At 48.0% G+C, this 23,898-nt stretch carries 23 protein-coding genes; 6 read left to right on the forward strand and 17 right to left on the reverse strand.

Annotated features, from left to right (window positions below; all coding sequences use genetic code 11):
- Positions 1–37: 37 nt before the first annotated feature.
- From HC229_RS00765 to HC229_RS00790, 6 genes are all read right to left on the reverse strand, one after another.
- Positions 38–2,017 carry a hypothetical protein gene (locus HC229_RS00765; protein WP_191018528.1) on the reverse strand — a complete coding sequence of 660 codons (1,980 nt, stop codon included), beginning with the start codon at positions 2,015–2,017 and terminating at the stop codon, positions 38–40.
- A 3-nt stretch (positions 2,018–2,020) separates the two neighbouring features.
- Entirely contained in the window at positions 2,021–2,809 is a 789-nt protein-coding gene (locus tag HC229_RS00770; RefSeq protein ID WP_191018529.1) for an endo alpha-1,4 polygalactosaminidase, read from the reverse strand.
- A 1-nt stretch (position 2,810) separates the two neighbouring features.
- Positions 2,811–4,424, reverse strand: coding sequence for a hypothetical protein (locus HC229_RS00775; protein WP_191018530.1), 1,614 nt, complete (start codon positions 4,422–4,424; stop codon positions 2,811–2,813).
- Between the two features lie 42 nt (positions 4,425–4,466).
- Positions 4,467–6,071: a GT4 family glycosyltransferase PelF gene (pelF, locus tag HC229_RS00780; protein WP_223845480.1), complete on the reverse strand. Its 1,605-nt coding sequence runs from the start codon at positions 6,069–6,071 to the stop codon at positions 4,467–4,469.
- A 270-nt stretch (positions 6,072–6,341) separates the two neighbouring features.
- Positions 6,342–7,871, reverse strand: coding sequence for a DEAD/DEAH box helicase (locus tag HC229_RS00785; RefSeq protein ID WP_191018531.1), 1,530 nt, complete (start codon positions 7,869–7,871; stop codon positions 6,342–6,344).
- A 136-nt stretch (positions 7,872–8,007) separates the two neighbouring features.
- Complete coding sequence (locus tag HC229_RS00790; protein ID WP_191018532.1) at positions 8,008–8,454, reverse strand: hypothetical protein; 447 nt, start codon at positions 8,452–8,454, stop codon at positions 8,008–8,010.
- Positions 8,455–8,754: 300 nt separating this feature from the next.
- Between HC229_RS00790 and nfi the strand changes: the two genes are divergently transcribed.
- A complete protein-coding gene (nfi, locus tag HC229_RS00795; RefSeq protein ID WP_191018533.1) occupies positions 8,755–9,444 on the forward strand; it encodes a deoxyribonuclease V in 690 nt (229 codons plus the stop codon).
- A gap of 7 nt (positions 9,445–9,451) precedes the next feature.
- On the opposite strand, the gene HC229_RS00800 is transcribed toward nfi, so the two are convergent.
- Together HC229_RS00800 and HC229_RS00805 are read right to left on the reverse strand one after the other, a co-directional pair.
- Complete coding sequence (locus HC229_RS00800) at positions 9,452–9,856, reverse strand: hypothetical protein (RefSeq protein WP_191018534.1); 405 nt, start codon at positions 9,854–9,856, stop codon at positions 9,452–9,454.
- Between the two features lie 93 nt (positions 9,857–9,949).
- Positions 9,950–10,477: a DUF6155 family protein gene (locus HC229_RS00805; RefSeq protein ID WP_191018535.1), complete on the reverse strand. Its 528-nt coding sequence runs from the start codon at positions 10,475–10,477 to the stop codon at positions 9,950–9,952.
- An 82-nt stretch (positions 10,478–10,559) separates the two neighbouring features.
- Between HC229_RS00805 and HC229_RS00810 the strand changes: the two genes are divergently transcribed.
- The 3 genes from HC229_RS00810 (at position 10,560) to HC229_RS00820 (ending at position 12,868) form a co-directional block, all read left to right on the forward strand.
- Positions 10,560–10,847 carry a DUF3817 domain-containing protein gene (locus HC229_RS00810; RefSeq protein ID WP_191018536.1) on the forward strand — a complete coding sequence of 96 codons (288 nt, stop codon included), beginning with the start codon at positions 10,560–10,562 and terminating at the stop codon, positions 10,845–10,847.
- A gap of 201 nt (positions 10,848–11,048) precedes the next feature.
- On the forward strand, positions 11,049–12,398 hold the full coding sequence (locus HC229_RS00815) for an OmpA family protein (RefSeq protein WP_191018537.1): 1,350 nt from the start codon (positions 11,049–11,051) through the stop codon (positions 12,396–12,398).
- A 71-nt stretch (positions 12,399–12,469) separates the two neighbouring features.
- Positions 12,470–12,868, forward strand: coding sequence for a glyoxalase (locus tag HC229_RS00820; RefSeq protein ID WP_191018538.1), 399 nt, complete (start codon positions 12,470–12,472; stop codon positions 12,866–12,868).
- Here HC229_RS00820 and HC229_RS00825 read toward each other — a convergent pair whose 3' ends face one another.
- Positions 12,869–14,803, reverse strand: a complete 1,935-nt coding sequence (locus tag HC229_RS00825; protein ID WP_191018539.1) for an LTA synthase family protein — start codon at positions 14,801–14,803, stop codon at positions 12,869–12,871.
- A 115-nt stretch (positions 14,804–14,918) separates the two neighbouring features.
- Positions 14,919–15,338, reverse strand: coding sequence for a thioredoxin family protein (locus HC229_RS00830; protein WP_191018540.1), 420 nt, complete (start codon positions 15,336–15,338; stop codon positions 14,919–14,921).
- Between the two features lie 178 nt (positions 15,339–15,516).
- Here HC229_RS00830 and HC229_RS00835 point away from each other — a divergent pair, with 178 nt between their 5' ends.
- The gene (locus HC229_RS00835; protein WP_191018541.1) at positions 15,517–16,014 is read left to right on the forward strand and encodes a DinB family protein; all 498 of its coding nucleotides are present in this window, start codon (positions 15,517–15,519) and stop codon (positions 16,012–16,014) included.
- Here HC229_RS00835 and HC229_RS00840 read toward each other — a convergent pair.
- The gene (locus HC229_RS00840) at positions 16,011–18,038 is read right to left on the reverse strand and encodes a hypothetical protein (RefSeq protein WP_191019071.1); all 2,028 of its coding nucleotides are present in this window, start codon (positions 18,036–18,038) and stop codon (positions 16,011–16,013) included. The genes HC229_RS00835 and HC229_RS00840 overlap by 4 nt on opposite strands.
- 180 nt (positions 18,039–18,218) lie before the next feature.
- Positions 18,219–18,965 carry a 3-oxoacyl-[acyl-carrier-protein] reductase gene (gene fabG, locus HC229_RS00845; protein WP_191018542.1) on the reverse strand — a complete coding sequence of 249 codons (747 nt, stop codon included), beginning with the start codon at positions 18,963–18,965 and terminating at the stop codon, positions 18,219–18,221.
- A gap of 153 nt (positions 18,966–19,118) precedes the next feature.
- On the opposite strand from fabG, the gene HC229_RS00850 reads away from it, so the two are divergent.
- Positions 19,119–19,841 carry a hypothetical protein gene (locus tag HC229_RS00850; protein ID WP_191018543.1) on the forward strand — a complete coding sequence of 241 codons (723 nt, stop codon included), beginning with the start codon at positions 19,119–19,121 and terminating at the stop codon, positions 19,839–19,841.
- Positions 19,842–19,951: 110 nt separating this feature from the next.
- Here the strand turns inward: HC229_RS00850 and sucD are convergent, their stop codons facing one another.
- The 5 genes from sucD to lpxA form a co-directional block, all read right to left on the reverse strand.
- Complete coding sequence (sucD, locus tag HC229_RS00855; RefSeq protein WP_191018544.1) at positions 19,952–20,824, reverse strand: succinate--CoA ligase subunit alpha; 873 nt, start codon at positions 20,822–20,824, stop codon at positions 19,952–19,954.
- 82 nt (positions 20,825–20,906) lie between these two features.
- Positions 20,907–21,269, reverse strand: a complete 363-nt coding sequence (locus tag HC229_RS00860; protein WP_191018545.1) for a nuclear transport factor 2 family protein — start codon at positions 21,267–21,269, stop codon at positions 20,907–20,909.
- The gene (locus HC229_RS00865; RefSeq protein WP_191018546.1) at positions 21,270–22,199 is read right to left on the reverse strand and encodes a UDP-3-O-(3-hydroxymyristoyl)glucosamine N-acyltransferase; all 930 of its coding nucleotides are present in this window, start codon (positions 22,197–22,199) and stop codon (positions 21,270–21,272) included.
- Between the two features lie 126 nt (positions 22,200–22,325).
- A complete protein-coding gene (gene efp / locus HC229_RS00870; RefSeq protein ID WP_191018547.1) occupies positions 22,326–22,892 on the reverse strand; it encodes an elongation factor P in 567 nt (188 codons plus the stop codon).
- A gap of 215 nt (positions 22,893–23,107) precedes the next feature.
- Positions 23,108–23,893, reverse strand: a complete 786-nt coding sequence (gene lpxA, locus HC229_RS00875; protein ID WP_191018548.1) for an acyl-ACP--UDP-N-acetylglucosamine O-acyltransferase — start codon at positions 23,891–23,893, stop codon at positions 23,108–23,110.
- Positions 23,894–23,898 lie beyond the last annotated feature (5 nt).

The following is a 23,898-nucleotide window of genomic DNA, read 5'->3' on the forward strand; positions in this document are numbered from 1 at the left end:
CTTTTGAAGCGGTTATATGTAGTGTTTGGTTCATAGGCTAGAATATCAAATCGGATATACGGCTGGCTTTTGGCTGGTTGACGATCTCGTACACCTTGACGTGTTCGTTGTCGTAAAACAATCTCACCTTTCTCCCTCTCTTTTGGAGCATGGCCAGCTGGTCCATCAATATGGGTTTCAATTCGCCGTTTTCGGCATAAGTTTCGGAATTTGCAGACTTTTCCTGATCGAAAATAAAGACAAGAACGGCCTTTGGCAACACTTCGTCTGCGTGTGCCTTCATGAATTTCGGATTGTTGATGTTCTTGAAATACACCGAATCCTGCTGCGGATATTCGTACAGGAAATCCGAATAGTTCATAAAATAATGCTTGTCCGCGCTTAAAATCTGGGTTTGGTTGTTGTTGACCACGGCGTACGAATACGGAAAATAGTCGCGTGTGATCGTGTCGTAAGCCTCGAGGACTTCACGTTGTGTCGGATCCGATTCGGTAAGCTGCTCGAAATTGTCCATTTGGGTATTGATGGCAAGGCCGATGCAACCTGCGAAAACCGCTGCCAGCACGACAGGGTTCCATCGGTAAAAATTCCTGAAAACCGGTATGAACATCCTGACGATCACGGCAATCGCTATTCCGGCTACGATCGGCATAAAGACAGACAAGGCCTGGGTGAGCAAATCGTCATCGACCCAAACGCTGTTCATGCTACGGATGACGAGCAACAAATTGAAATAGATCAAGAAGGCAAACGACGCCCTCCAGTCTTCCTTGGCCCAAAAGGTGTAAACCAATAGCAAAATCCCGGCAATGGCCGACGCAATCCTGTAATAACCAAGCAAGACGTCGAGATCAAGGACCAGTTGCGGAATGTACGTATAGGAGCTGACCGCCAGAAAATTCGAGTGAAGGAACATCTTGAGATTGGTCTGGTAGTACGACCCGATGATCGCGTAGAGCCCGATGATCAGGACGACCGATACCAAATAAGCGAGCAGGCCGACCCATTTGAAGTTCCCTGATTTCTTCTTGGCAAAGCACAAGCCGGTCATCATGAACGGCGGGAAAAGGATGCAGAGCGTAAAGACGTCGATCAATCCGATAGCGAAAAATACGATCACGAAAGCCGCAAAGAATTGCCACTTCGACATTTTGAGCATGCCGGGCTTTAAGTAATAGACCATGAGCGGCAATCCGAACGTAAGGGCGAGGAAGATCGGTCGGTTTTGCAGCACAAAATAAATGTTCAGCGGAGAGAGCGTGTAGACCATGCCGAATACCAAGGCGGCGATCGTCGGGGCAATGTGTTTCGAGCCCGTGATTTTGCTGACTACCCAAAAAAGGAGGACGGCAAGCAGAACCGATTCGAGTATGCCGATCGACTGCAACGCGATTTCCGGCGTGACGTTGGCGATCTTTCCGTAGAAATTCACGTACGCCAAATCCCCAACCACTTTAGATTCCCCTCCGAACCATTGTTGGGCGTCGAATCCTACAAGGGTTTCGAGGTCGCTGATCCACAAAGGCGAGAGCGAATACGAATCGTATTTGAAGAAATAGACGCGGCTCGCAAAGGTAATGACCGAGATGGCGATGACCAATCCGAGAATGTAAATGCCTTTCGACCTGCCGGGTTTGCGCTGCCTGCGGGTAAACTTGAACCAGTTTTTTGCAGGGTATTCGTTCTCCATGCGCTTGAGCAGCAAATGGATGTTCTTGCGCACCGTTTCATCGTAGTAGCGCCGCGGATGCCTGAGGTTTTTGAACCCGATGTAGTCGATGGCGATGATCATCAGCAAAATGATCACGGAGTTCACGAGGTTGTAAATGCCGAGTTGCACCGAGACGAACATAAGCGTTCCCATGATGCTGCCGTAACGGAACCACTGCCATACCAAAAATTCCAGGAAATTGTTGTTCGGCGAGGAATTCACGAGTTTGCGGTTCAGGTAATAGATGAACAACAGCATGAAACACAGCCGGATGAAACCCCATAATATGGAACTGGTGATTGGCATTTTTTATTGGAATGTCGGAATGGTTTGTAATTCGATGCTGCCGATGAAATAGTCGAACCCTAACGGCTTGATGCGATGAAGGACCTGTTTGTATAATTTTTCGGTGTCGGCATACTCGATCAGGATGACGGGCAGGTTGTGTTTTTTGCTGATATCGGTGAGCTTGGACGCATAGGTTTTGTAATCGGATTCCGGGCGTAACTTATAGGTCTTGTCGTCAAACGTGTAGTTGGTCGCCACCGATTCCACGACGAGGGCGTCCACATAGGCAGCGGTTTGATCGATCAGTTCGACTCCGGCATTCTGTATCCAGAACTTGTCGGGATATTTTTCGGAAAGCATCTTAAGGAATTGCACGAGGTCGTCTTTTTGTTTAGGTTGCGCGCCCCAAGTGGTGTAATTGTCAACATTGTCGAGAAAGAAACCGTCGTATCCTTTCTGGAAAGTCTGGTCAATGATGCGCAACAGCGTGCTTACGGTTTTCTCCGATTTGAGGTCGAGATAATAACTGTTCCAGATTTCGTTCTTGCCGGCGGTGTGATCCTTGAGTTCCTTAAAATGAGGTGCATGTTCGTTGACTTCCCCTATGCTGATATACGCCAGGACCTTTTCGTTCTGTGATTTGATCTTCCGAATCTCGTAGATATTGTAAAACTGGGCCTCGAGGATGACGTAGTCGTAACCCTTGATGTCTTCCGGGTTCAGCCTGCCGTAACAGACCAGAACCGTGCTTTTGCCAACGGCCGCCGAAGCATTGGCCGTCAGTAAGGATGGTAATACGAAAAGAAACATCTTAATAAGCCGCATAGTAGTAATAATCTAGGTTTTTATAGAATTTGGACACGGCTCTCAACGTAAGTCCCATGAACACGATGCCTCCAGTGAGCAATCCGACGACGCTGTATTCGTATGATAAAAAGCGGCTGGCCAGAAATCCTATCGAAAAGTTGAGTACGCAACAAAGCAATATCGCTTTCAAAGGACTATCCGGCTGGCCCAGGGTAAATAAATATAGGGAGTTGAGCATTCCCCATCCCAGGAACAGATAGCCGAGACCGCCTATGAAGCAAACTCTCACACTGACGCTGCTCAAACGCTCGTGGAATTGGCCGCTATAGCCCCAGGACGCGAACATCATGAAGTAAACCAGCAAAAACACCAGTATTCCCGTGGCGACCAGCATCAGGACATGCTGCCAATACATCCGATAAAGGTCTTTCCCGAACCTGGGCACATCCGAAGCCGAAACGGTCTTTTGTCCAATGTCCATGAATTTCGAAAACGACGCAATGGCAAACTCCAGCACTCCTGCCAGCAGCAGGAAAACTAAAATCGCGAAATCCATCCCAAGCTCGTAATCCTTCTCAAAATAAATGACAAAAGGAAGCGGTCCGTTGTGATTCGTCGACCAGGCCAACAGGCGGTCGATGAAGATAAAGATGTAAATCGCAAGTCCGTAAAGGAAATATTTATAATTGTGATACAGGAAAAGCGCCGGCTTTACCTCCAGGTTGGAATGCGACTTTTTGGTTGCCAATAGCGATTTGAAAAACACGTTGAGGAATATCCAGGCGGTGAGTACGGCCGTGGCGATACCGATCCAGTGGGTGAAAAAAACCAACATAGGCGTCAAGGTCTTGAGCAGGATCGCCACGACAGTTCCCAATGTGATCGCAACGGTAATGACCCAGCGTTGGTCCAACGTATGCAGGGGCGCGAGCAACAACACCAGCAACCCGATTAGGATCGCATAGGTAAAGACGACAAACAGGAACGAATACGGATAGATGTGGAAAAACAAATTGCAGGCGAAAATGACGCCCAGGACGACGAATATGGAAATCGCGCCGATTTTGAGCAGGTAATCCACCGTTTTTTTGGTCATCAGATAATCCGCGTGGTTCCAGTAAAACGAGGCTTGTCGCCCGATTACCTGGACGAATCCGCCGGTGGAGACCAATCCGACGACGACGCCCAAAACAACGGCGGTAGACTGCACATTGTTGAATCCGACGAACGTCCAGAGCGAATATCCGAAGTAAATGATGGCCAGGATTTGCAGCAAGACCGGAAACAGATGGAAAATACCTTGTGAGTAGTAACGCGCGAAAATCTTCGCTTTGACCGCCGTGTAGTCAGATGTCGTGATCGTCTCGGGATTGTTGGCGATCGCCTCGCGTTGCTTGATATTCCTGGCGCCTTTGTGCTCTTCGGAAGTCGTGAGCTCGTAGTAAACCAGGTCGGCCAACTCATATATGGACGGCATGCCGTAATCCGAACGCGTGTCGATGTCGCGAATTCCGAGCGACTCGATTGCGGCCACGACGACGCGCGAGCTGACAGGCTTGCCAACCTTTTCCCTGATGTCGAAAATCAGGGCTTTTATATTTTCATTTTGAGCTTCCATGCGATTTGGGGAAAAATGGAATCAGAATGACCGCTAATATCATTAAGACGCTTCCTGTCTTTCCAGTTCGATAAAAATAGGTTCGACGACTTGTTTGGTTCGTTTGTTGAGCATTCTGTCATAGACTTGCTCGTATTCGTAAATGAATTTTCCGATGGTGAAATTCTCCGCTACCTTGCGGCGTGCGTTGATGCCCATCCTTTCACGCAGGTCTTTATCCTGCAGCAAAGTTATGACACTGTTTCCGATTTCTACGTGATCTTTTGGTTTGCAGATGAAACCACACGTAGGATCGAGCGCTTCGGTAACGCCGCCTACGTCCGTGGCGACCACCGGAATCCCGCAACTCATCGACTCCAATACCGTGTAGGGAAACCCTTCCGAAATTGAGGTGAGGATCGAAATGTCGCCTTCGGCAAACAATTCATGAGGTTTTTCGTGATAACCGGCAAGGATGAAATTGTCTTCCAATCCGAGTTCGGATATCAGGTTGCGGCACTGTTCCGTATATTCGGGAACGGCATTGTTGTCGCCGTACACCAGGTATTTTACATTTGGGATCACTTGTTTTACGACGCCACACGACTTGATCATCGTGATGATGTCCTTCAATTCGAAAATACGCGCCGCTGCAACAACCGTAGGCGTTCCCACCAAGTGTTGCGGCTTTTGCTTGGGCGCGAACAACTGATGGTCGATGCCGTTGTAGATCACGTCGATCTTCTTCGGGTCTGCCCCGTAAAGCTTCTCCCAGGTCATGTTGAATTTGTTTACCGAAAGGATGCGGTCGGCTTTGTGATAGACAAGGCTTGTGATAGCTTCGGAGAACTTGATCAACATTTTTTTGAGGAAGAACGAATATTCCGACGTATTGATAGCAATCAAACGTTCACGGATGAACACACCATGTTCGGTGACGATCATCGGCGTGCCGTATTTGTATTTCAGCACCAAGGCCGGGATGACCGGAAAGCCGGAAAGCGTCAGGTGGGACAAATCCGCTTTCGGCACGTCTATGCTGAGCGGGATCAGGAAACGATAGATCCAGCGCATGGCAACCGTGAGGTCGTAAAGCGTAGCCTCTTCGTCTTTGTCTGACGCGATCACGTCCTGCACGAGGTATCGGAACGCATCCCAAACCTGCTTGCTGCGCATCGTTTTCTTGTAATCGTTTTTCTGGAAGTAGCGCCACATGTCGAACATCACATCGTCCATGGCTTCAATATCCTGGATATCCGAATACATGATGCCGATAAGTCGCTCGAAAATCGGTAGGAATTGTGTCTCGATCGCATTGTCAAGCGTGTTTTCCTTGCGCTCGACGAATTTGTAGAACTTCTTTCCGTAATTGATCATCTCCTGAGGTTCAAGAGGCGACCAAAGCGGTACCTGCACGACATCTTTCACGTTGTCGCTGAGTTCGTATTTAGACTTGGTCTCAAAATCAGCATTGATGCTGTAAAGTGCAAAATTTGCATTGCCTACCTCGCTGCACAACATATGCGCCCATGTCGAAACGCCGCCACCGTTGTACGGGTAAGTTCCTTCGAGAATTAATAAGACATTGTATTTTTCACTCATAACAAAATAGGCATTAGTTTCCACTGTCACCAAGACGATTTCTTCGCCCCGGCAAATTCCAGGCATGCTAATCTTTAGGTTGGTGGCATTTCAAAAGCGCTGACCGGACTACGATGGCACGACGCTTTTTAGTTGTTTAGGTTAAGCAAATGTAGTTCAAGGGTTTTCGGCAAAAAAAAACTTCTGATGAAATCTCCATAAAGTCGATGAAATGCACAATTGGCGAAATATGCGGCCATTTCTCGGCAAATTTTACCGATAATCGGACAAAGCGCGCTGATTGCTAATGTATAACATGCGAAATCGATGTAAATTAACGCTTCATTAAGAAGCTGGCTAATCGAGGATCGACTCCCGGAATTTTTTCCCGATGAGAAGCGTGAGTTTCATTTTGTAGTCGTCCACAAGCCATTCCCGGTAGTTCTTGCTCGTGTGGGCAAGGCAGGAGGCATATCGCTTCATGCGCGAGCGGATGTCCTCGTCGAGCTCTTTGGCAAGTGCTTTGGCTTCCGATAAGGTTTCGCTGTTCTCGACGCACATCGTGGCGTGTTGTTCGAGCGATTTTTCCAATACGACTTTCGAGCGTAGATTTGCGGCCATGGCCAAACGGTGTTCCTCGTCCACATCGAAATCGACGTTGGCCGACTTGGCGAACTTCGCCCGTAACTCAGGTGACATCTGATACCGGAAATACAGCTCGATTTCGGCGTCGTCACGCAAATTTTCGAGATACCATTCGGGCGATCTAAAAATGAGCTGCCAGTCGACGGGCTCGTCCCAAAGACCGAATCTCGCTGCGTTATTGCCCAGGTCGATCACGGTAAATTCCTCTTTGCCGGGCAAACGCCTGGAGCCGCGTCCGATCATCTGGAAATACAGCGTTAGGGATTTGGTGGCCCTGTTGAGGATGATGCTTTCTACCGTCGGTTCGTCAAAACCCGTGGTCAGGATCCCCACGGAGGTAAGGATGGCGTCCGGCGTCTTGCGAAACCAGTTCAGGATGTCGCGCCTTTCTTCGGCTCCCGTGGTATTGTCGAGGTGGCGTATCGGATAACCCGCTTCCTTGAAAGTGTCGTAAACGTAAAGCGAAGTATTGATGCCGTTGTTGAAGATCAGCGTCTTTTTCCCAAGCGATTTCTCGGTATAGGCGTGCAACAATTTTTCCTGCATAAGCATCGTGGAATACAACTCTTCGGACGATTTTACGGTATAATCACCGTTGATGCCGACTTTGAGCGAGGTCAGTCCGACATCGTACGTATAGGTCGTGGCCCGCGCCAGGTAACCGTTGTCGATGAGCGACCGGATCGTGTCCCCGGTGATGAGCTCGTTGTAATTCTGGTACATCGGCAGGCGAACGTTGGAACTCAAAGGTGTCGCGGTAACACCCAAAATGAAAGAGTTCGGAAAAAAGGCGAGCAGCTTCCGAAATGAATTGTAATGCGCTTCATCGATGATGACCAAACCGACATTATCGAGGTGGAGTTTGCTGTCGTTGATGCGGTTCTTGAGTGTTTCGACCATGGCTACGAAACAGGAGTACTCGTTTTGGTCGGGTAAATCTTTGACGTTGCTGTTGATGATCTTGTTTTTGACACCGAAATTGCTCAACATGCGATGGGTTTGGCGGCAAAGCTCGATGCGGTGCGTCAGGACGACTACTTTTTTCTCGTGTGTTTCGATATAACGCCGCACCATCTCTGAGAAAATGACCGTCTTTCCGCCTCCGGTCGGCAATTGGTAAAGCAAGTGATAATTTTGGGCAGAATTGTCAAGGCGCTCAAAAATAGCGTCTATATCGCCTTTCTGATAGCCGTAAAGTTCTTTCCTAGGGCCTATTTCGGCCTCAATTTCCCCTGAATTCATGTCTGCTTGGTCCAATTTTGCAAAAGTACAGGTAAAAACAGGTTTTCCTAACAGTCGACATCAAATTTAACGTATGCGGCTATCTGTAGTTTACAATTTCTGTAAGGATCGTTGAAATCTGAGGCGCTCTCCAGTCCTATGGGTTGCGGTCTTTTTCGAATAATATCGTGCCGATGCGGTTAAGTTTCGGCCAGTCCCAAAGCAGCAAATAAAGGACGGCCATCAGCATCAGTCCCACTATGACGGGCGTTCCCGAGAAATGCATCGAACAAACGATGACCAAAATGTTTACGATTATCGGAAGATACAACAAGGCCCCGAAAGTCGCGGTCCGCGGAACCAGCAGCAAAACGCCCGCAGTCAATTGCATCAATCCCAGGAAATTCCAGTAATAACCGCTCCTGAACAAGGCTTCGAAGAAAAAACCGATGGGACTTTCGATCCCCAGAGAAGTAAATCGCAAGCCTGCCAGTTTTTTGTAACCCGAGGGGAGAAACGCCAGGAACAGCAGCAAACGTGTGCCCCAGGTAAAGATTTTGAAGAATAGCAACGGGCGACAACGGTCGTGGATAATAGCAAGCATAAAAAAATTTACAGCGTTGACGAAGCAATCCCATTTTCGTAACATTTATTGCATACTTCAATTTTTGCGAATATTTAAGGAACGTTCCAATGGTAATGCCTATTTTTGAGATATTCCATTTTGCCAGAAAAGCAAGCCCATGAACGATCACATCAGTTCCCTTTTTCCGATGCGGAATTGCCGCACTTTTAGATGCGTTCAAATACATGAGACGGCAAATGGCGCAATAAAATCCCATTTCTCGAGACGCCCCAAGCCTCCGATGGAATAAATAGACAACCCTACATTATCCCTATCCCAATGCCCTTAACCTACGAAAGCCTTAGCATAAGTGACGCTACCGCCATCCAGAAAGAACTGAAGTCAAAAATCAACCTCGAACCACTCGAAAGTCCGGTTACGCTTGTGGCTGGAGCCGACGTATCGTTCAATAAGTTCAGCACCACGGTTTATGCCGGGATTGTCGTAATGGACTTTCCGGAAATGAAACTGAGACAAGTCGCACTGGCGAAATACGAAACGACGTTCCCTTACGTGTCCGGATATCTTGCATTCCGCGAAATGCCGGCTCTCGAAAAGGCCTGGACGATGCTTTCGCTGCGTCCTGATGTGCTGATCCTCGACGGACAGGGAATCACCCATCCGCGCAGTGTCGGTATCGCGACGCATTTCGGGATCCTAGAAGACCAGCCTACGATCGGCTGCGCCAAGAGCATGCTCTCTGGGAAATTTGACGAACTCGGTCTCGAAAAATTCAGCACCTCGCCCATCGTCATCAAAGAAAAATTATCGGGTTACGCGCTGCGGACCAAAAATGCGGTAAAGCCAATCTATATTTCGCCCGGCCATCGGGTTTCGGTCGCGCAAAGTCTTGAAATAGTAACCCAATGTGTCGGAAAGTACCGCATTCCCGAACCGACACGCATCGCGCACGAACAAGTGAATTTGTTTCGGACGGGACAACTCGGGGAAGGCGTTTATGACTTTTAAAATCGAATCAGGTAGTGCAGCTGTCGTCGGCGGAAAGCGCTATTGCTGTGATATTGCGTTCGTGGCTCAACGTGTCGCTCGCAATGGAAATCTGGCCGTTCAGCCGCTGTAGTTCGATTATCGCCAGCATGATCGTCTGCTCAGGCTCCTTGCATATAATTTTTTTATTCGGAAAACTGATGCGTACAATGGCGGAATCCCGGTCTTTTAAGAGGATATCCTTCGGCAGTGAGTGCAGGTTGTCGTAGCCCAGATATAACACATCGGGATCGCCGAGTTTGAGAATTTCGACTAAGATCGAAACCAATGCATCTTTGTTCTTGAGCACATCTTTAAAGATCAAAAGGTTGTGGACGTGCGGAATCCTGAAAATGACAGTGGAAATTTTTTCGCGTTGGGCGGTTAACGGCATATATTCGTTTGGTTAAAACAGTTTGGATTCTGGGATCGCACCAAAGTTCGCATAATGCGATTATTGCCGTTTACACAATTCCCACTTTTTCTTTTAGGATTTCGAATTATCGGAAAAAGTCCGCCAAGCCGAATCGAAATCGGTCCAATTCTCCCAATGCAATTTTTTTGCATCGTTCCTGATGATTTCCAACCGGTCTCTGAAGTCGTGGAAAAGTCCTTGCGATAAAACAAAATTGCCGGCTTGTTCATACGAATTCAGCATGCTTTTGTAAAACGACGCATACCGGATCTCACGCTTTTCGGTATAACGTTGCGCTACTTCCAGATTGAAAAGCATCAAATCCGAAAGCGCAATCGGGTCGACGCCCAGCGAAAGGAAATGCTTGATGAATTTCTGTGCGGTGCTCCGTCTCAACTTGGCCCGCTTTGACCGTTGCGGGAAGTATTCGTTCCTGATTTTGGCCTTTGCCTCGCCTATGAGTTTTTCTTCCCTCGGGTTGAACACAAAGTCGTAGTAGGTCTTGACGTCCGGAAATTTTTCGTAGAGTTCAAGGATCTGTTCCGCCATTTGTTCCGAATCCAGTCCCGCAAGGTATTTCTTGAGATCGCGCTTGCCCATTTTAAAAATTTTTACTGGCATATTCCAATGACAGGGGCTACCTTTGTCGCCGTTGAAAAATCCGCATTAAATCTTTCGCAATATGATTAAATTATTCAAGATTGTCGCCCTGTTGGAAGGGATTTCGCTACTGGCATTGTTTCTTTTTGCAATGCCTATGAAGTATGTCTTTGGTGACAAGAGCTACATTTTCCCGATAGGCATGGCCCACGGCCTTTTGTTCATCGGCTACATCATCATGGCCATCATGCTAAAGTTTGAAGAAAACTGGAGTTGGAAGAAATTCGGCATCATTTGCATTGCCTCACTTTTGCCGGCCGGCACTTTTTACGTGGACTGGAAATATTTGAGGACGCAGACGGCCAACTGAGTTTTACAATTTCCGACGGGAAAAGCCAGGGCAAAACCCTATTTTACCAAACAGGTCAATTTGGGTTAAATTTTGATTAAAATCGCATAACAAGCCCTGTATTAATAGCGAAATGCTTGGGTTTTATTAAATGTAAAACTCTATATTTGCATAAGGCTTGTGCAGAAACCAAGCCTTGTCCAGCAATAACGCCAAAATAATATGAGAAAAAATTTACTGCTTCTTTCCTTCGGGCTTTTGACCTTCGCCCAAGTATCCGCCCAGAACGAGAACGCTGAGGACAAAGAGGTTTCCGTCGACGATATGTACAACAAGTGGACGATCGAGGCCGGCGTTGGCCAGGCGCGTGGAATGCGTCCTTACAGCGAAGGATATTCTTCGAGCGATCCCAATTCGGTACTAGGTTCCCTTGACCTGAACACGTACAATCTCGGCGTCCGGTATATGATCAGCCCGAAATTCGGTTTTAAGTTTGACGGTAGTTACGACAAATTTGAAAATAGCGACGACGCCTCCAGCAAGCCTTTCGAAGTGCAGCAATTGCGTTTCCAGTTGCAAGGTGTGATCAATGCGTCGCGCCTGCTTAACCTTGAGGAAGTCATCAACCGGTTCGGCCTTTTGGCACACGGTGGTGTTTCTTACGGAAGGATAACGCCAAAACTCGACACGGGGATCGACCCTGTAGCCGGGCCGTCGAACGAAGGTCGCACAGAGAATAACATTGGTTTGGTTTTCGGTATAACGCCACAATTTCGAGTGCTTAAAAAACTTGCGATCTACCTCGATGTAAGTTCGGTCTACAATTTCCGTCAGCACTTTGCATGGGACGGTCATTACTCCGAACAGAAAGACAACCTCCAGGGCCAAATGCTTACCGGGACACTCGGACTCTCCTACTCTTTCGGACGCAACGAACTTCACGGTGACTGGGGCGTGATCGAAGACAAGCAGGAAGAAGAATTGGCAGCACTCGACAAACGCATAGGCGAACTTGAAACGATGATGAACGATGCCGACAAGGACGGTGTTCCGGATTATCTCGATGTGGAGAACAACTCCATTCCAGGCGTCGCAGTCGATACCAAAGGCCGCATGGTTGACTTGAACCAGAACGGAGTGCCGGATGAGCTCGAAAAATATATCAATACATCGGTTAAGGAAGGCGCCTCCAAAGCGGTGGCCGACGCTACCCAAAACGGCGAGGTCGTCAAACAGCTCATCAACGACGGATACATTGCCGTGTTCTTCGACTTCGGAAGCGTAAAACCTACTCCGGCCTCGACACAGAACGTCGCGTTCATCCTGAACTATATGCGCAACAACCCGTCCGCAACTGCTGACATTACGGGCTATGCCGATGAGATCGGAAGTACCGAATTCAACAAGTCGCTTTCCGGTAAACGCGCCGAATACATTCGCGACGTGCTCGTAAAATCAGGAATCGACGGTTCGCGCTTGCAAATCGTTCCTGCAGGAGAAGATACTTCTGTTGATAAAGATTCCGATATGGCGCGCAGACTCGTAAGAAAAGCCGTTTTCCATATCAAGTAATCGGTTGACAACTTCATAAAGAACCACTGCCCACGCAGTGGTTTTTTTTTTAACTTTTAGAAAAAGAATACATGGAAACACGGGACGAGATCATACGCAAATTAAGAGGAGAATCCATCGGCAATGTCACGAGTCAATCGAGCGCTGACGAACAATTCCAGAACGAGGTGTTACGCCCTATACTCAAATTTCAAAACGACCTGTTCCTCGACGTTTTCAGGAATTATGTGGCCAAATACAAAAACGACTTTTATTCCTATCCTGCCGAAAAAAAGCTACAATATATCGAAAACGCTATCCAAAAGGACATCAAGTTCCGAAACTCCCTTAAAGGAATGGTGATCGCGTTGTTTACCGTTGACGAATACGACCTTTATATCAAGAATTCATCCCAGCTCAACAAGCGCATGATGAATATGGTCATTGAACGGCTTAAAAGCCAGGTACAGCTTTTCGAGTTTCAAACCTGATCATCTCCAGATTTTGCGAAGTCGGAATTTTTCGTGTTTGTATAGGTAATACGATGACATGACATGTCCGAGCGCATCTTTGCTTAGTTCGATATCTACGGCTTCGGGAATAAAGACAGTGTCGTTTTCAAGCCTGAATTGCAGCGGTTTTTTGAAAGGTTGCATGACCACTACCCTATTGCCGACGCGAAATGCGTTGATGTCGTGGAACTGCATCATCGCCCGGCCTGGAGTTTTCGGGTCGAGTCGCAGCAGGTTCCTGCCCGGCATCGGCGTTTCGAGTTGCAGTCCGAGTTTTGCAAGCGTTGTAGGCTGGATATCGATCTGGCTGCAAAGCGCGTCGTATCGCCTGCCTTTTTCCACGTTGGGGCCGATGAGCAAGGCCGGAATGTGAAATTTGTGTATGGGAACCAGGTGCTTTCCGAAAGTACGCGTGTTGTGGTCGGCAATCACCAGAAAAATGGTGTTCTTGTAATAGTCCTCTTTCTTGGCCAGGTCAAAAAATTTACCGACGGAATAATCGGCATATTTCATCGCGTTGTTGACCGTATTCTTCTTTTTGTCGTGTAATGCGATGCGACCGTCCGGGAACTCGAAAGGCTCGTGGTTGGAAGACGAAAAAATCAACGATACAAATGGTTTCCTGAGGGTTTTGTAATAATCGTTCGCTTTCTTCATGACATCTTCGTCACTGTATCCCCATGTTCCGTGAAACGCCGTTTTCGCCGGGTCGAAATCGTCTTCGTCTATGATTCGATTGAAGCCATTTCCATTAAAAAATGAGGCCATGTTGTCAAAATTCGCCATGCCTCCGTAAATAAAACTGGTGTCGTATCCCTTTTGTTCGAGCAGCGCGGCCACCGTATAAAATCCAGATTGGGAGTCTCCCAGTTTGACGACGCTTTCTGACGGGGAGGGCAAAAATCCGGTGACGACCGCCTCAATTCCCCTCACGCTCCTGGTTCCGGTTGCGTAAAGGTTCGTGAAAAGCGTTCCTTCTCTGGCCAGCTTGTCGATCTCGGGAGTCAACGGTTTCCCGCCGAGACAACCAACGTACTCCGCGCCGAGGCTTTCTTCGAGAATGATGACCAGATTGTAAGGCGTCTGCCGAATCGAGTCCGGTTGTGTGACATGCAGTAACGGGATGCTGTCCGAAGTAAAACCGCCATCGGGAACATCCATGTATTTCCTGACTCTCGAGATGGCTTCTTCCTCGCTCATCTTACCGTACATTTTTTCCACATTGTCCTCGTTTTTAAGTGCGTAGGCCGAAAATGCGAGCGTGTAAAGCGAGTTCAATCCGAGGCAGTTCGTGAGTTGGTCAACCGAAAATACAGCGTTGCTCACGTTTATCGGACGCTTTGAAGTGAGGCTTCCACGAGCGCCGAAAACCAACAGGAACACTACGATTGGGAACAGTAGCAGTTTTGTGGAATACGCTGTTTTGCGGGGCGCGAACAATCGGTTGGCGTTGCGCATGGCAATCCAAACGAAACATGCGATGAGTACCGTGGCGGCCAACAACATCATCCAATAACTCTTGAGCAAAGTTCCCAAGACTTCTTTGGGATAAATCAGGTAATCCAAAAATATTTTATTGGGGCGGGTGTCGTACTGACGGATGAAATCCGGCGTGGACAATTCCATGAGCAGAAAAAGTGTCAGGAACAAAATGAAGTAAACCTTGAAAAAACCTTTTATTTTTTGCAAAACGGCATCCGGCAAGACCGTCAACAGCAACACCGGAAGAAACGAGAGATAACTGATGATGATCAGGTCGGACCGCAATCCAAGCGGAAAAATCAACCAAAAATCAGGCGTTTCTGATACGCGGTCGTTAAACAATACGAACAGTGCCAGGCGGCTTAACGTGGTTATAGCCAAAGCAATCCCCACAAACACAAGGGCAGGTTTTAAAAATGCAAGCTTTTTCATCGGTTAGGTAAAGGCGAGGTAAATGTAAGGATATTGTTAAGTAATTTCCAATCGGAGCGAAATCGATTGCTCTACCCTATAATCCCAATGATCCGTTTTACCCTACCAAAAAAAATTAGCGGTTCGCCGATTTTAACTGAGCGAGGTATTGACGCGCCGTCTGCTCTTGGTAAAGTGGCATTTTTGCGATCACTTTCTGATGTTTGTTGATCAATACGACCCAAGGAAAAAAGCCATCCTTGTTGTATTTTTCGACAATGAGCAATTGATCGGACTTGTCACCCGTTGCCTGGTTTTTGAAGTCGAGTTTTACCAGCACCAGGTTGTCCTGTGCGTACTCGAGAAATTCCTCGGATTGGAACACGTCGTTGTCGAGGCGACGGCAAATGTCGCAGGCATCGGAAACCGAGAAAAAAAGCAATATGTTGCGGTTGGAAACGGCCGCCTCGCGAAAGGCTTCATCAAGGTCTGTTTTCCATTGCTGTGCCATCAACGGCCCTGACATCACAAGCATGACGATCAATAATCGCTTCATCGCGCAATTTTCGGGTAAAAGTATCAAATATTACGATTGCGGAATTCATCGTCTACAGCATAATTTCAACAAGTTATCAGGCCGTTATTTTCCCGATGCGATGAAGTCTATCTGTTGAAAGTGGATAAATAAACACGAAAACTTGTGGCAAAATCTTAACTTTAAGTAAAAATATCCCATGCCAACATCATTTTCCACCTCAATTCTCGAAGAACTTCGGATGGAAATTCCGTCCACGCGAAAATGCCTCGAGCGCATAGACGAATCTGTGTTCCGGTTCAAGCCGCACGAGCGATCCATGGAGATGGGCTACCTTGCAATATTGGTCGCCCAGATCCCGCTATGGATCGCTTATATGATTGACGATTCGGAAATCGACTTTAAGACGTTTCCCCAGCCAACAATCACGAACAACGAAGAATTGATGGCGTTTTTCGAAGAAAATCTCAAACGGGCCGAGCAGAGCTTGACGAACGCGACCGAAGAAAAATTGTCTGGAAATTTTACATTGAAAAACGACGGGCACGAACTTTATTCGGCGCCCAAAAAACAAGACATCGTGACGACTTTAAATCATTGGGTGCATCATCGCGGCCAGCTCACCGTCTACATGCGAATGAACGACATCCCGGTTCCTTCGATCTACGGGCCATCGGCAGACGACCGCAATTTTTAAAGCATGCCGTTGTATTTGCGGATAAACCACTCCGAGGCGAGCGTACAGGCGATCAGGATCAGCATAAGCAAGCTGTCGATCAATGGAATTTTCCTGACGATTTCCTTTTCGACCGATTTATAGTCGGCGTTTTCCAGCAACGTCTTAATTAGTTGATCGACCTGGTCCGGCATAAAACTCTTTCCGGAAGTACGGGCTGCCAATTGGTAGAGTTTCGCCAAATCAGGATTCACGAACTGCTTTTCGATATCGAAATCAAGGATTTCAAAGTAGCTATTGTACACCGTATTGCTATTGAGCTCACGCACCGAAAACGTATACTGGCCGGCCGCGAGCCCGTTGAGGTTTACTTTATAGGAATTCGTGGTTTTGAGCAGGTCGTATTTTTTGGTCTGCTTTGTCTTTTTATTCGTCACGGTGATGCTGAGCCGCGCCCTGTCGTCGAATTCGTAATTTTTGTTGAAAAATTGGGCCGTAATCGCGATCGCTTCCCCTGAATTGTAGAAACTTTCGTGATTCACCACAAGCGATTTGCGAAGATTGTCGGACGAGAGATATTGCATGATCTTGTCGGCGAACACATCGAATTTCTCGAACGATTTGTTCTCGACGTGCGCCTGCAGTCTCCATTTCCAGATTCCTTCCCCTAACAGGTAGCCCGAGCGCTTGCCCTGATTTTCAAAAAAAGCCAGCAGCGGCGTTCCGGATTCGATGTTTCGGATGCTCGAACCCAACAGGACGTTCGCATTCCCTTTTACCGTCACCGTACCGAACGCATTTTCGAGAGGCGGAAACGAGGAAAATCCGATATCGTCGACGGCAAAAAGATTGAAATCCGGATCGAAGCCGGCGATATAATCCTCTTTTTGCGAACTCATCCGGAATTCAAGCTGGGACTGAAATTGGTTCAACAAGTTGAAATCGGTGTTGTCGCCGGTGATCACGAATGTGTTGGATCCTACTTTTTTAATGTTTTCGAGCAGCGGACGGAATTCGGGCGTCGGTTGATAGAGCACGACAACGTTGAACCTGCCCAGGTCGCCCACGGCATTTGGCTTTACGATCGTGACCTTGCGTTGGGAATTCGATTCGATCGATCGTTTCAGGGCGCCGAGGTCGGGATGGCTGATCGTCGAGACGATTCCGATTTCGCTACGTTGATCGATCACTTCCACCGCGAAGTTTTTGCTGTTGTTATAAGTGTTTTTTTCGGTTTCAGCCGATGTCAGGCTTGCCTTGAAAACTTGTAACCCGACATTGTCCGCCGGAAGCAAAACATTGACTACTTCGGAGCGTTTCGAGTTTGAAAACGAAACCTGTTGGCGGTGCAATACGCTTCCGCCTTTTAAAATCGTAAAACTCGCATTGACGTTTTTCGTGCCTGAATATTGTAGGAAAACCTCTACTGGAAATTTGTTCTTGTGAAAAGCGTATTTGTTGACGTTGACCTGCATCACGCGCAAATCCAGAAACGTCGTGGTGTCGCCAAGAATGACGGGATAGACCTTATGTTCGGCCGGAAATCCGTAGATGTAATCATTCCCTTCCGTCTGGTTGCCATCGGAAAGCAAAATGGTCGGATAGTCGCGGTTTCGATTGATGCTTTTCAGATTCCGGGAAACCTGGTCGATATTGGTTTGTTTGCCCTTAAAGTCAAATGTCTCCGATGGCCCGAAGTCCGATGCGAAACCGTACGATTGTATGTCGAATTTGTCCTTGAGACGCGAATCCGACGTTAATTTTTGATAGAGGTTTTTCGCCTCCGCATCCGCTTTCAAATCGACAATCGACGCGGAATTGTCAACTACGACAGCCAAAGGTGTCTTTTGCGTTTCATAGGAATTGCGGCTGACTTTTGGATTCAGCAGCAACAACAGTACGCCGAGAATTGTGACGAAACGCAAACCGGCAAGCAGCAAATTGGTGCGGTTGCGATGGCCGTTTTTAAAAAGATACTGGTAAAATGCCAATCCGGCCGCCACAGCTATTGATAGTAAGAGCATTAGGATCGTGGATGCCGTCATCATTCGGGAGGTGTATAAAAAAACTAAATAACGATTAAAATGCGGAATTCACAAGCCTTGGCAAGCGCACCGACAAAAAAAGGAGCCAGGTATCGATGGCGTTGCAGCGCACTCGAATCCGGCTCCCGACGATATGGTGTTTTTGGATTATTCAAATCCAGGATCCAACATCTAAACTTCTTATGTCAACATCCCGCCGTCTACGTTGAGCACCTGGCCTGAGATGTAAGCGCTTAGGTCCGAAGCCAAAAACAAACACGCATTAGCGACGTCTTCGGGAGTTCCGCCTCTCTTCAACGGGATGCTGTCTCTCCAGCCCTGTACCACATCCTCATTGAGTTTGGCGGTCATTTCCGTTTCTATGAAACCAGGTGCGATAGCGTTGCAGCGAATATTACGCGAGCCGAGTTCCAAAGCGACCGATTTGGTAAAACCGATTGCTCCGGCCTTTGACGCTGCGTAGTTGGCCTGACCGGCATTTCCTTTTACGCCTACCACCGAACTCATGTTGATGATGGAGCCCGCGCGGTTCTTGAGCATGGTTTTCTGTACGGCTTTGGTCATGTTGAATACCGATTTTAAGTTGACGTCGATCACTTTGTCGAAATCTTCTTCCGGCATGCGCATCAAAAGATTGTCTTTGGTGATCCCGGCATTGTTAATCAGGATATCGACGGTTCCGAATTCGGCCAAAACCGCATCCACGAACGCGTGAGCCTGGTTGAAGTCGGCGGCATCAGATTGATACCCTTTGGCCTTCACGCCGAGCGCGTTCAATTCGTCCTCGAGCGCTTTCGCCGATTCTACCGAAGAGCTGAACGTAAAGGCGACATTGGCCCCGTGTCGTGCGAACGTTTCGGCAATTCCTTTCCCGATTCCGCGGCTCGCGCCAGTGATGATGGCCGTTTTTCCTTCTAGTAACTTCATGTTGTAATTGGTAAAGTTGATTTGCAACTTCAAATATAGGAATTATTGCAGGGTTAAAATGGCAGCGGGATTAAACTTTCAAGCGGTTTTTTAACAATGGTCGAAAGGTTGGCTAACGAATTCTGGCTTAACTTTAAGCTATAGAATAAGTGTATGAAGTGGCTTAACAAAACGATCGACCTTCACGCGGAGTTACTGAGCGCAAGGGAGCGGCAAACGACCGAAGCGCAACTTTTGGACGCCATATCGGCACTTTTCGAGGCTGATTCCCGACAACGACTCGGGATACGGAGTTACATTGCCTCATCCAACAATTCCTGCAACAATCAATTTAAATTTGATTTGTTGGCGACCGACCGGATTTTCCATATCGGGCAGATCCGCGCGATTTGTATCGATTACCGCCTCCGTTTCCTGCCGTCCGGATATTTTAAGGACGGCATTCCCGAAGAAGCCATTACCAAAATCAAGCATCTCCAGGCCGAACACGGCACGAACCTCGACGGTTTCGCGATCGTTGCCCCGACAAAAGCCTTCCGGCTGAGGAATTTCAACGACCCTTTGCTGTTCGCTCCCATCGGCAATGGCTATTTTTATTTGATACACAAATGGGGAAATGACCTAAACTCCTGGCGCAAACTTTGGGTGTGGCCCTATCGCAATCTGTCGACTTTTACGACGGTGACGGTTTTGCTGAGCCTGATCGCGACATGGCTTACGCCGGAATCGAACCTGAGCCGCAAAATTCCCATGGCCGACGTGATCGTGTTTCTTTTTGCGTTCAAATCGATTTTCGCCGTTGGGTTGTATTGCTTCTTTATGCTTGGAAAAAAGTTCAACAGCGACATTTGGGACAGCGTCTATTTCAACGACTGAAGAATCCGCCAGAAACGACAATTGCTTAGCGTTTGCGCGCAATCATTGGAATGGAAGTTAAAAAAAAGGCCCGGAAGATATCCGAGCCCAAAAATATACTTTGACGGGAATTATCCCAATACTTCTTTCACTTTCAATCCGATTTCAGCCGGTGAATCCACGACGTGTATGCCGTTTTCGCGCATGATGCGTTTTTTGGCCTGGGCCGTGTCGTCATCTCCTCCAACGATCGCTCCGGCGTGACCCATCGTACGTCCTTTTGGCGCAGATTCTCCCGCGATGAACCCGATTACCGGCTTGCGGTTTCCGTCGGCCTTGATCCACTTTGCAGCGTCTGCTTCAAGCTGTCCGCCGATTTCACCAATCATGATGATGGCTTCGGTTTCCGGATCGTTCATCAACAATTCCACCGCTTCTTTCGTCGTAGTCCCGATGATTGGATCTCCTCCGATCCCGATGGCCGTGGTAATGCCCAGTCCTTGTTTAACGACCTGGTCGGCCGCTTCATACGTCAACGTTCCCGATTTGGAAACGATCCCGACTTTTCCTTTTTTAAAGACGAACCCTGGCATGATGCCCACTTTGGCTTCTTCCGGCGTGATGACGCCCGGGCAGTTCGGCCCGATCAATCGGCACTCTTTTCCTTTGATATAGTCGTAGGCGCGAACCATGTCCGCAACCGGGATTCCTTCCGTAATGGTGATGATGACCTTGATTCCGGCGTCGGCAGCTTCCATGATGGCATCTGCAGCGAACGCAGGCGGAACAAAGATAATGGTCGTGTCGGCACCCGCTTTGTCAACCGCGTCTTTAACGGTGTTGAAAACAGGACGGTCCAAATGGGTCGTTCCTCCTTTGCCGGGAGTCACGCCGCCTACGACGTTCGTTCCGTATTCGATCATTTGGGAAGCGTGGAAAGTTCCCTCGCTACCTGTAAATCCCTGTACGATTATTTTGGAATTTTTATTGACTAAAACGCTCATTGGAGTATGTTATTAGGTTTGATTTTCGGTTGCAAAAGTACGGTTTTAAGCCCGAACTTGAGGTGATTTGTGGTTTAAATTTTCAGAACACCTGGCTGATTTGGTAGCCGCGGTAGAGTTTATCGTCTTTGAGCTCCCAGATGACCATGAAGTGCGCCAACAGCATTTCTTCTCTCGGATTTTCCATCGTCTTGATATAGTGGGAATAGCGAACCGTAACGAAATTCCCATCCTGCAACAAGTGCGAGATACGCGCTTTGGACCGGATATAGGCTCGACCCAGCTCGGTCGTCAACGCCAGTAGTTTTTCGCGATCGAGTACGATCAGGCCTTTGCTGCTTTGCCATTCGATTTCGATATCCGGGTGAATGTAAGCAGACATCACCTCCGCGTCGATCAAAGCATCGGATTTGTAGAATTGCTGGACGAATTTCTTTGGTCCCATTTATTTTAATTTTTTGATAATTTCCGGAAGGAACCGGATACCTGCGAGATTTTTCATCGCCTCTCGCGCCTCCTGTGCCGGTGTTCCGAAATATTGTTTTCCTTTTTCAAGCGACTTGCTCACGCCGCTCTGTGCCATGACGACGGCCTTGCTGGCGATTTTAACGTCGCTGCGGATGCCGACTTGTCCCCACAGGGTTACTTCGTCTTCGATGACAACGCAACCGGCAATCCCGGTTTGGGCGGCAATCAGGCATTTTTTGCCGATTACCGTATCGTGGCCCACATGAACCTGGTTATCGATCTTGGTTCCTTTGCCGATAGTGGTGTCGCCGGTGACGCCTTTGTCGATGGTGCACGATGCGCCGAGGCAAACGTCGTCTTCGATCACGACACGTCCGCCGGAGAGCAGTTTGTCGAAACCTTCCGGTCGGTTTTTGTAGTAAAACGCATCGGCTCCCAGAACCGTCCCCGAATGTATCGTGACGTTGTCGCCAATCACGGCGTTGTCGTAAATGGCAACGTTGGCGTGAATGACGCAATTTTTACCGATCGTGACATGGTGCCCGATAAAAACATTGGGTTGAATCACAGTACCTTCCCCTATCTTCGCAGTGTCCGAAACAGCCGAAGATGCCGATGTAAACGGTCGAAAGTGTTGGGTAAGCCTGTTGAAATCGCGAAACGGATCATCTGAAATCAGCAATGCCTTTCCTTCAGGACAATCGACTTTTTTGTTGATCAGCACGACCGTCGCAGCAGATTCAAGCGCTTTGTCGTAGTATTTCGGATGATCGACAAATACGATGTCGCCCGGCTCTACAACGTGAATCTCGTTCATGCCGTGAACCGGAAAATCATCAGGCCCGACATATTCGGATCCGATGATATCGGCTACTGATTTAAGCGTATGTAGTTTCGGGAATTTCATAAATAAATAGTTAATTAGCGAATTTGGCAATTAGCGAATTGGCGAATAAAAAAACGTCATCGACGAAGATTTGTTTTTTTGTGCACCATCGCCATTCGCTAATTCGCTAATTTTTTCACTCGCTAATTATTCTTTAACACGCTCCATATACTGCCCGCTCGCCGTATCGATCTTGATTTTGTCGCCCTCGTTGATGAAAAGCGGCACGTTTACCGAAGCGCCCGTTTCCACTTTCGCGGGTTTCGTGGCGTTAGTTGCCGTGTTTCCTTTTACGCCAGGCTCGGCATAGGTTACCTCAAGAACAACCGAAGCCGGCATGTCCACAGAAAGTGGCGCCTCCGTCTCGGCGTTGATGATCACTTTTACGGTTGAGCCTTCCTTTAGCAGTTGGGGCGCGTCGAGGATATCCTTGTTCAGTGTGATTTGCTCGTAAGACTCGGTATGCATGAAGTTGTATCCGTCTCCCTCGGCATACAAAAACTGGAATTCGTGGGTTTCCACGCGAACTTCCTCGATTTTGTGACCCGCCGAAAACGTGTTGTCAAGCACTTTCCCATTGGTGAGGCTCTTGAGTTTCGTACGTACGAAAGCTGGCCCTTTGCCCGGTTTCACATGAAGGAATTCGATGATTTTGTAGATGTCGTTGTTGTATTTGATACACAATCCGTTGCGGATGTCAGCTGTACTTGCCATTTTTATTGTTTATTTGTTGATTCGTTGATTTGAATCGATGAATCGTTTATTTGTTTATTTGAAAGGACGCTTGTTCATTTAGCTTCACTCAATCGTTCATTTGATCCGATTCCGACAATTATCTCATTATCTCATTATCTAACTTATCTCATTCGCTAATTCGCTAATTGTCTAATTCGCTAATTGTCTAATTCGCTAATTGTCTGATTCGCTAATTAATAACTCCCGGAGTATCCTTTCATAATGCCGCGGGACGAATTCCTGATGAACATGATGATCTCATCGCGTTCCGGAGTTGCCTCGAATTCAGCTTCGATGATGCCTAAAGCCTGGGAAGTATTGTAGTTCTTTTGATATAAAATGCGGTAAATGTCCTGCAATTCGCGAATCTTATCCGAAGAAAAACCTCTTCGTCTCAAGCCGACGGAATTGATCCCCACATAAGAAAGCGGCTCTTTAGCGGCCTTCGTGTAGGGCGGAACATCTTTGCGTACGAGCGATCCGCCTGAAATCATCGCATGGTCGCCTATGCTGATGAATTGGTGGATGGCAGCAAGCCCTCCCACAATCGCGAAATTCCCGACGGTGACGTGTCCGGCCAATGCGACGCCGTTGACGATAATGGCGTTGTCGCCGATATGGCAATCGTGGGCTATGTGAGCCGTGGCCATGATCAGGCAGTTGTTGCCAAGCCGCGTCTGGCCCGAGGCAATCGTGCCGCGGTTTATCGTGACGCATTCCCGGATCGTACAATTGTCGCCGATTATCGCAAGTGAATCTTCACCTCCGAATTTCAAATCCTGGGGAACCGCGGAAATGACGGCTCCAGGGAAAATATTGCAGTTCTTCCCGATCCTTGCGCCTTCCATGATGGTGACGTTGGAGCCGATCCAGGTTCCGTCGCCTATGATGACGTTGTTGTGTATCGTCGTAAACGGTTCGATCACGACGTTCTTTGCAATTTTAGCGCCCGGATGGACGAATGCCAATGGCTGGTTCATAAGGT

It is taken from the genome of Flavobacterium selenitireducens, from assembly GCF_014748335.1.
Taxonomy (GTDB): Bacteria; Bacteroidota; Bacteroidia; order Flavobacteriales; family Flavobacteriaceae; genus Flavobacterium; species Flavobacterium selenitireducens.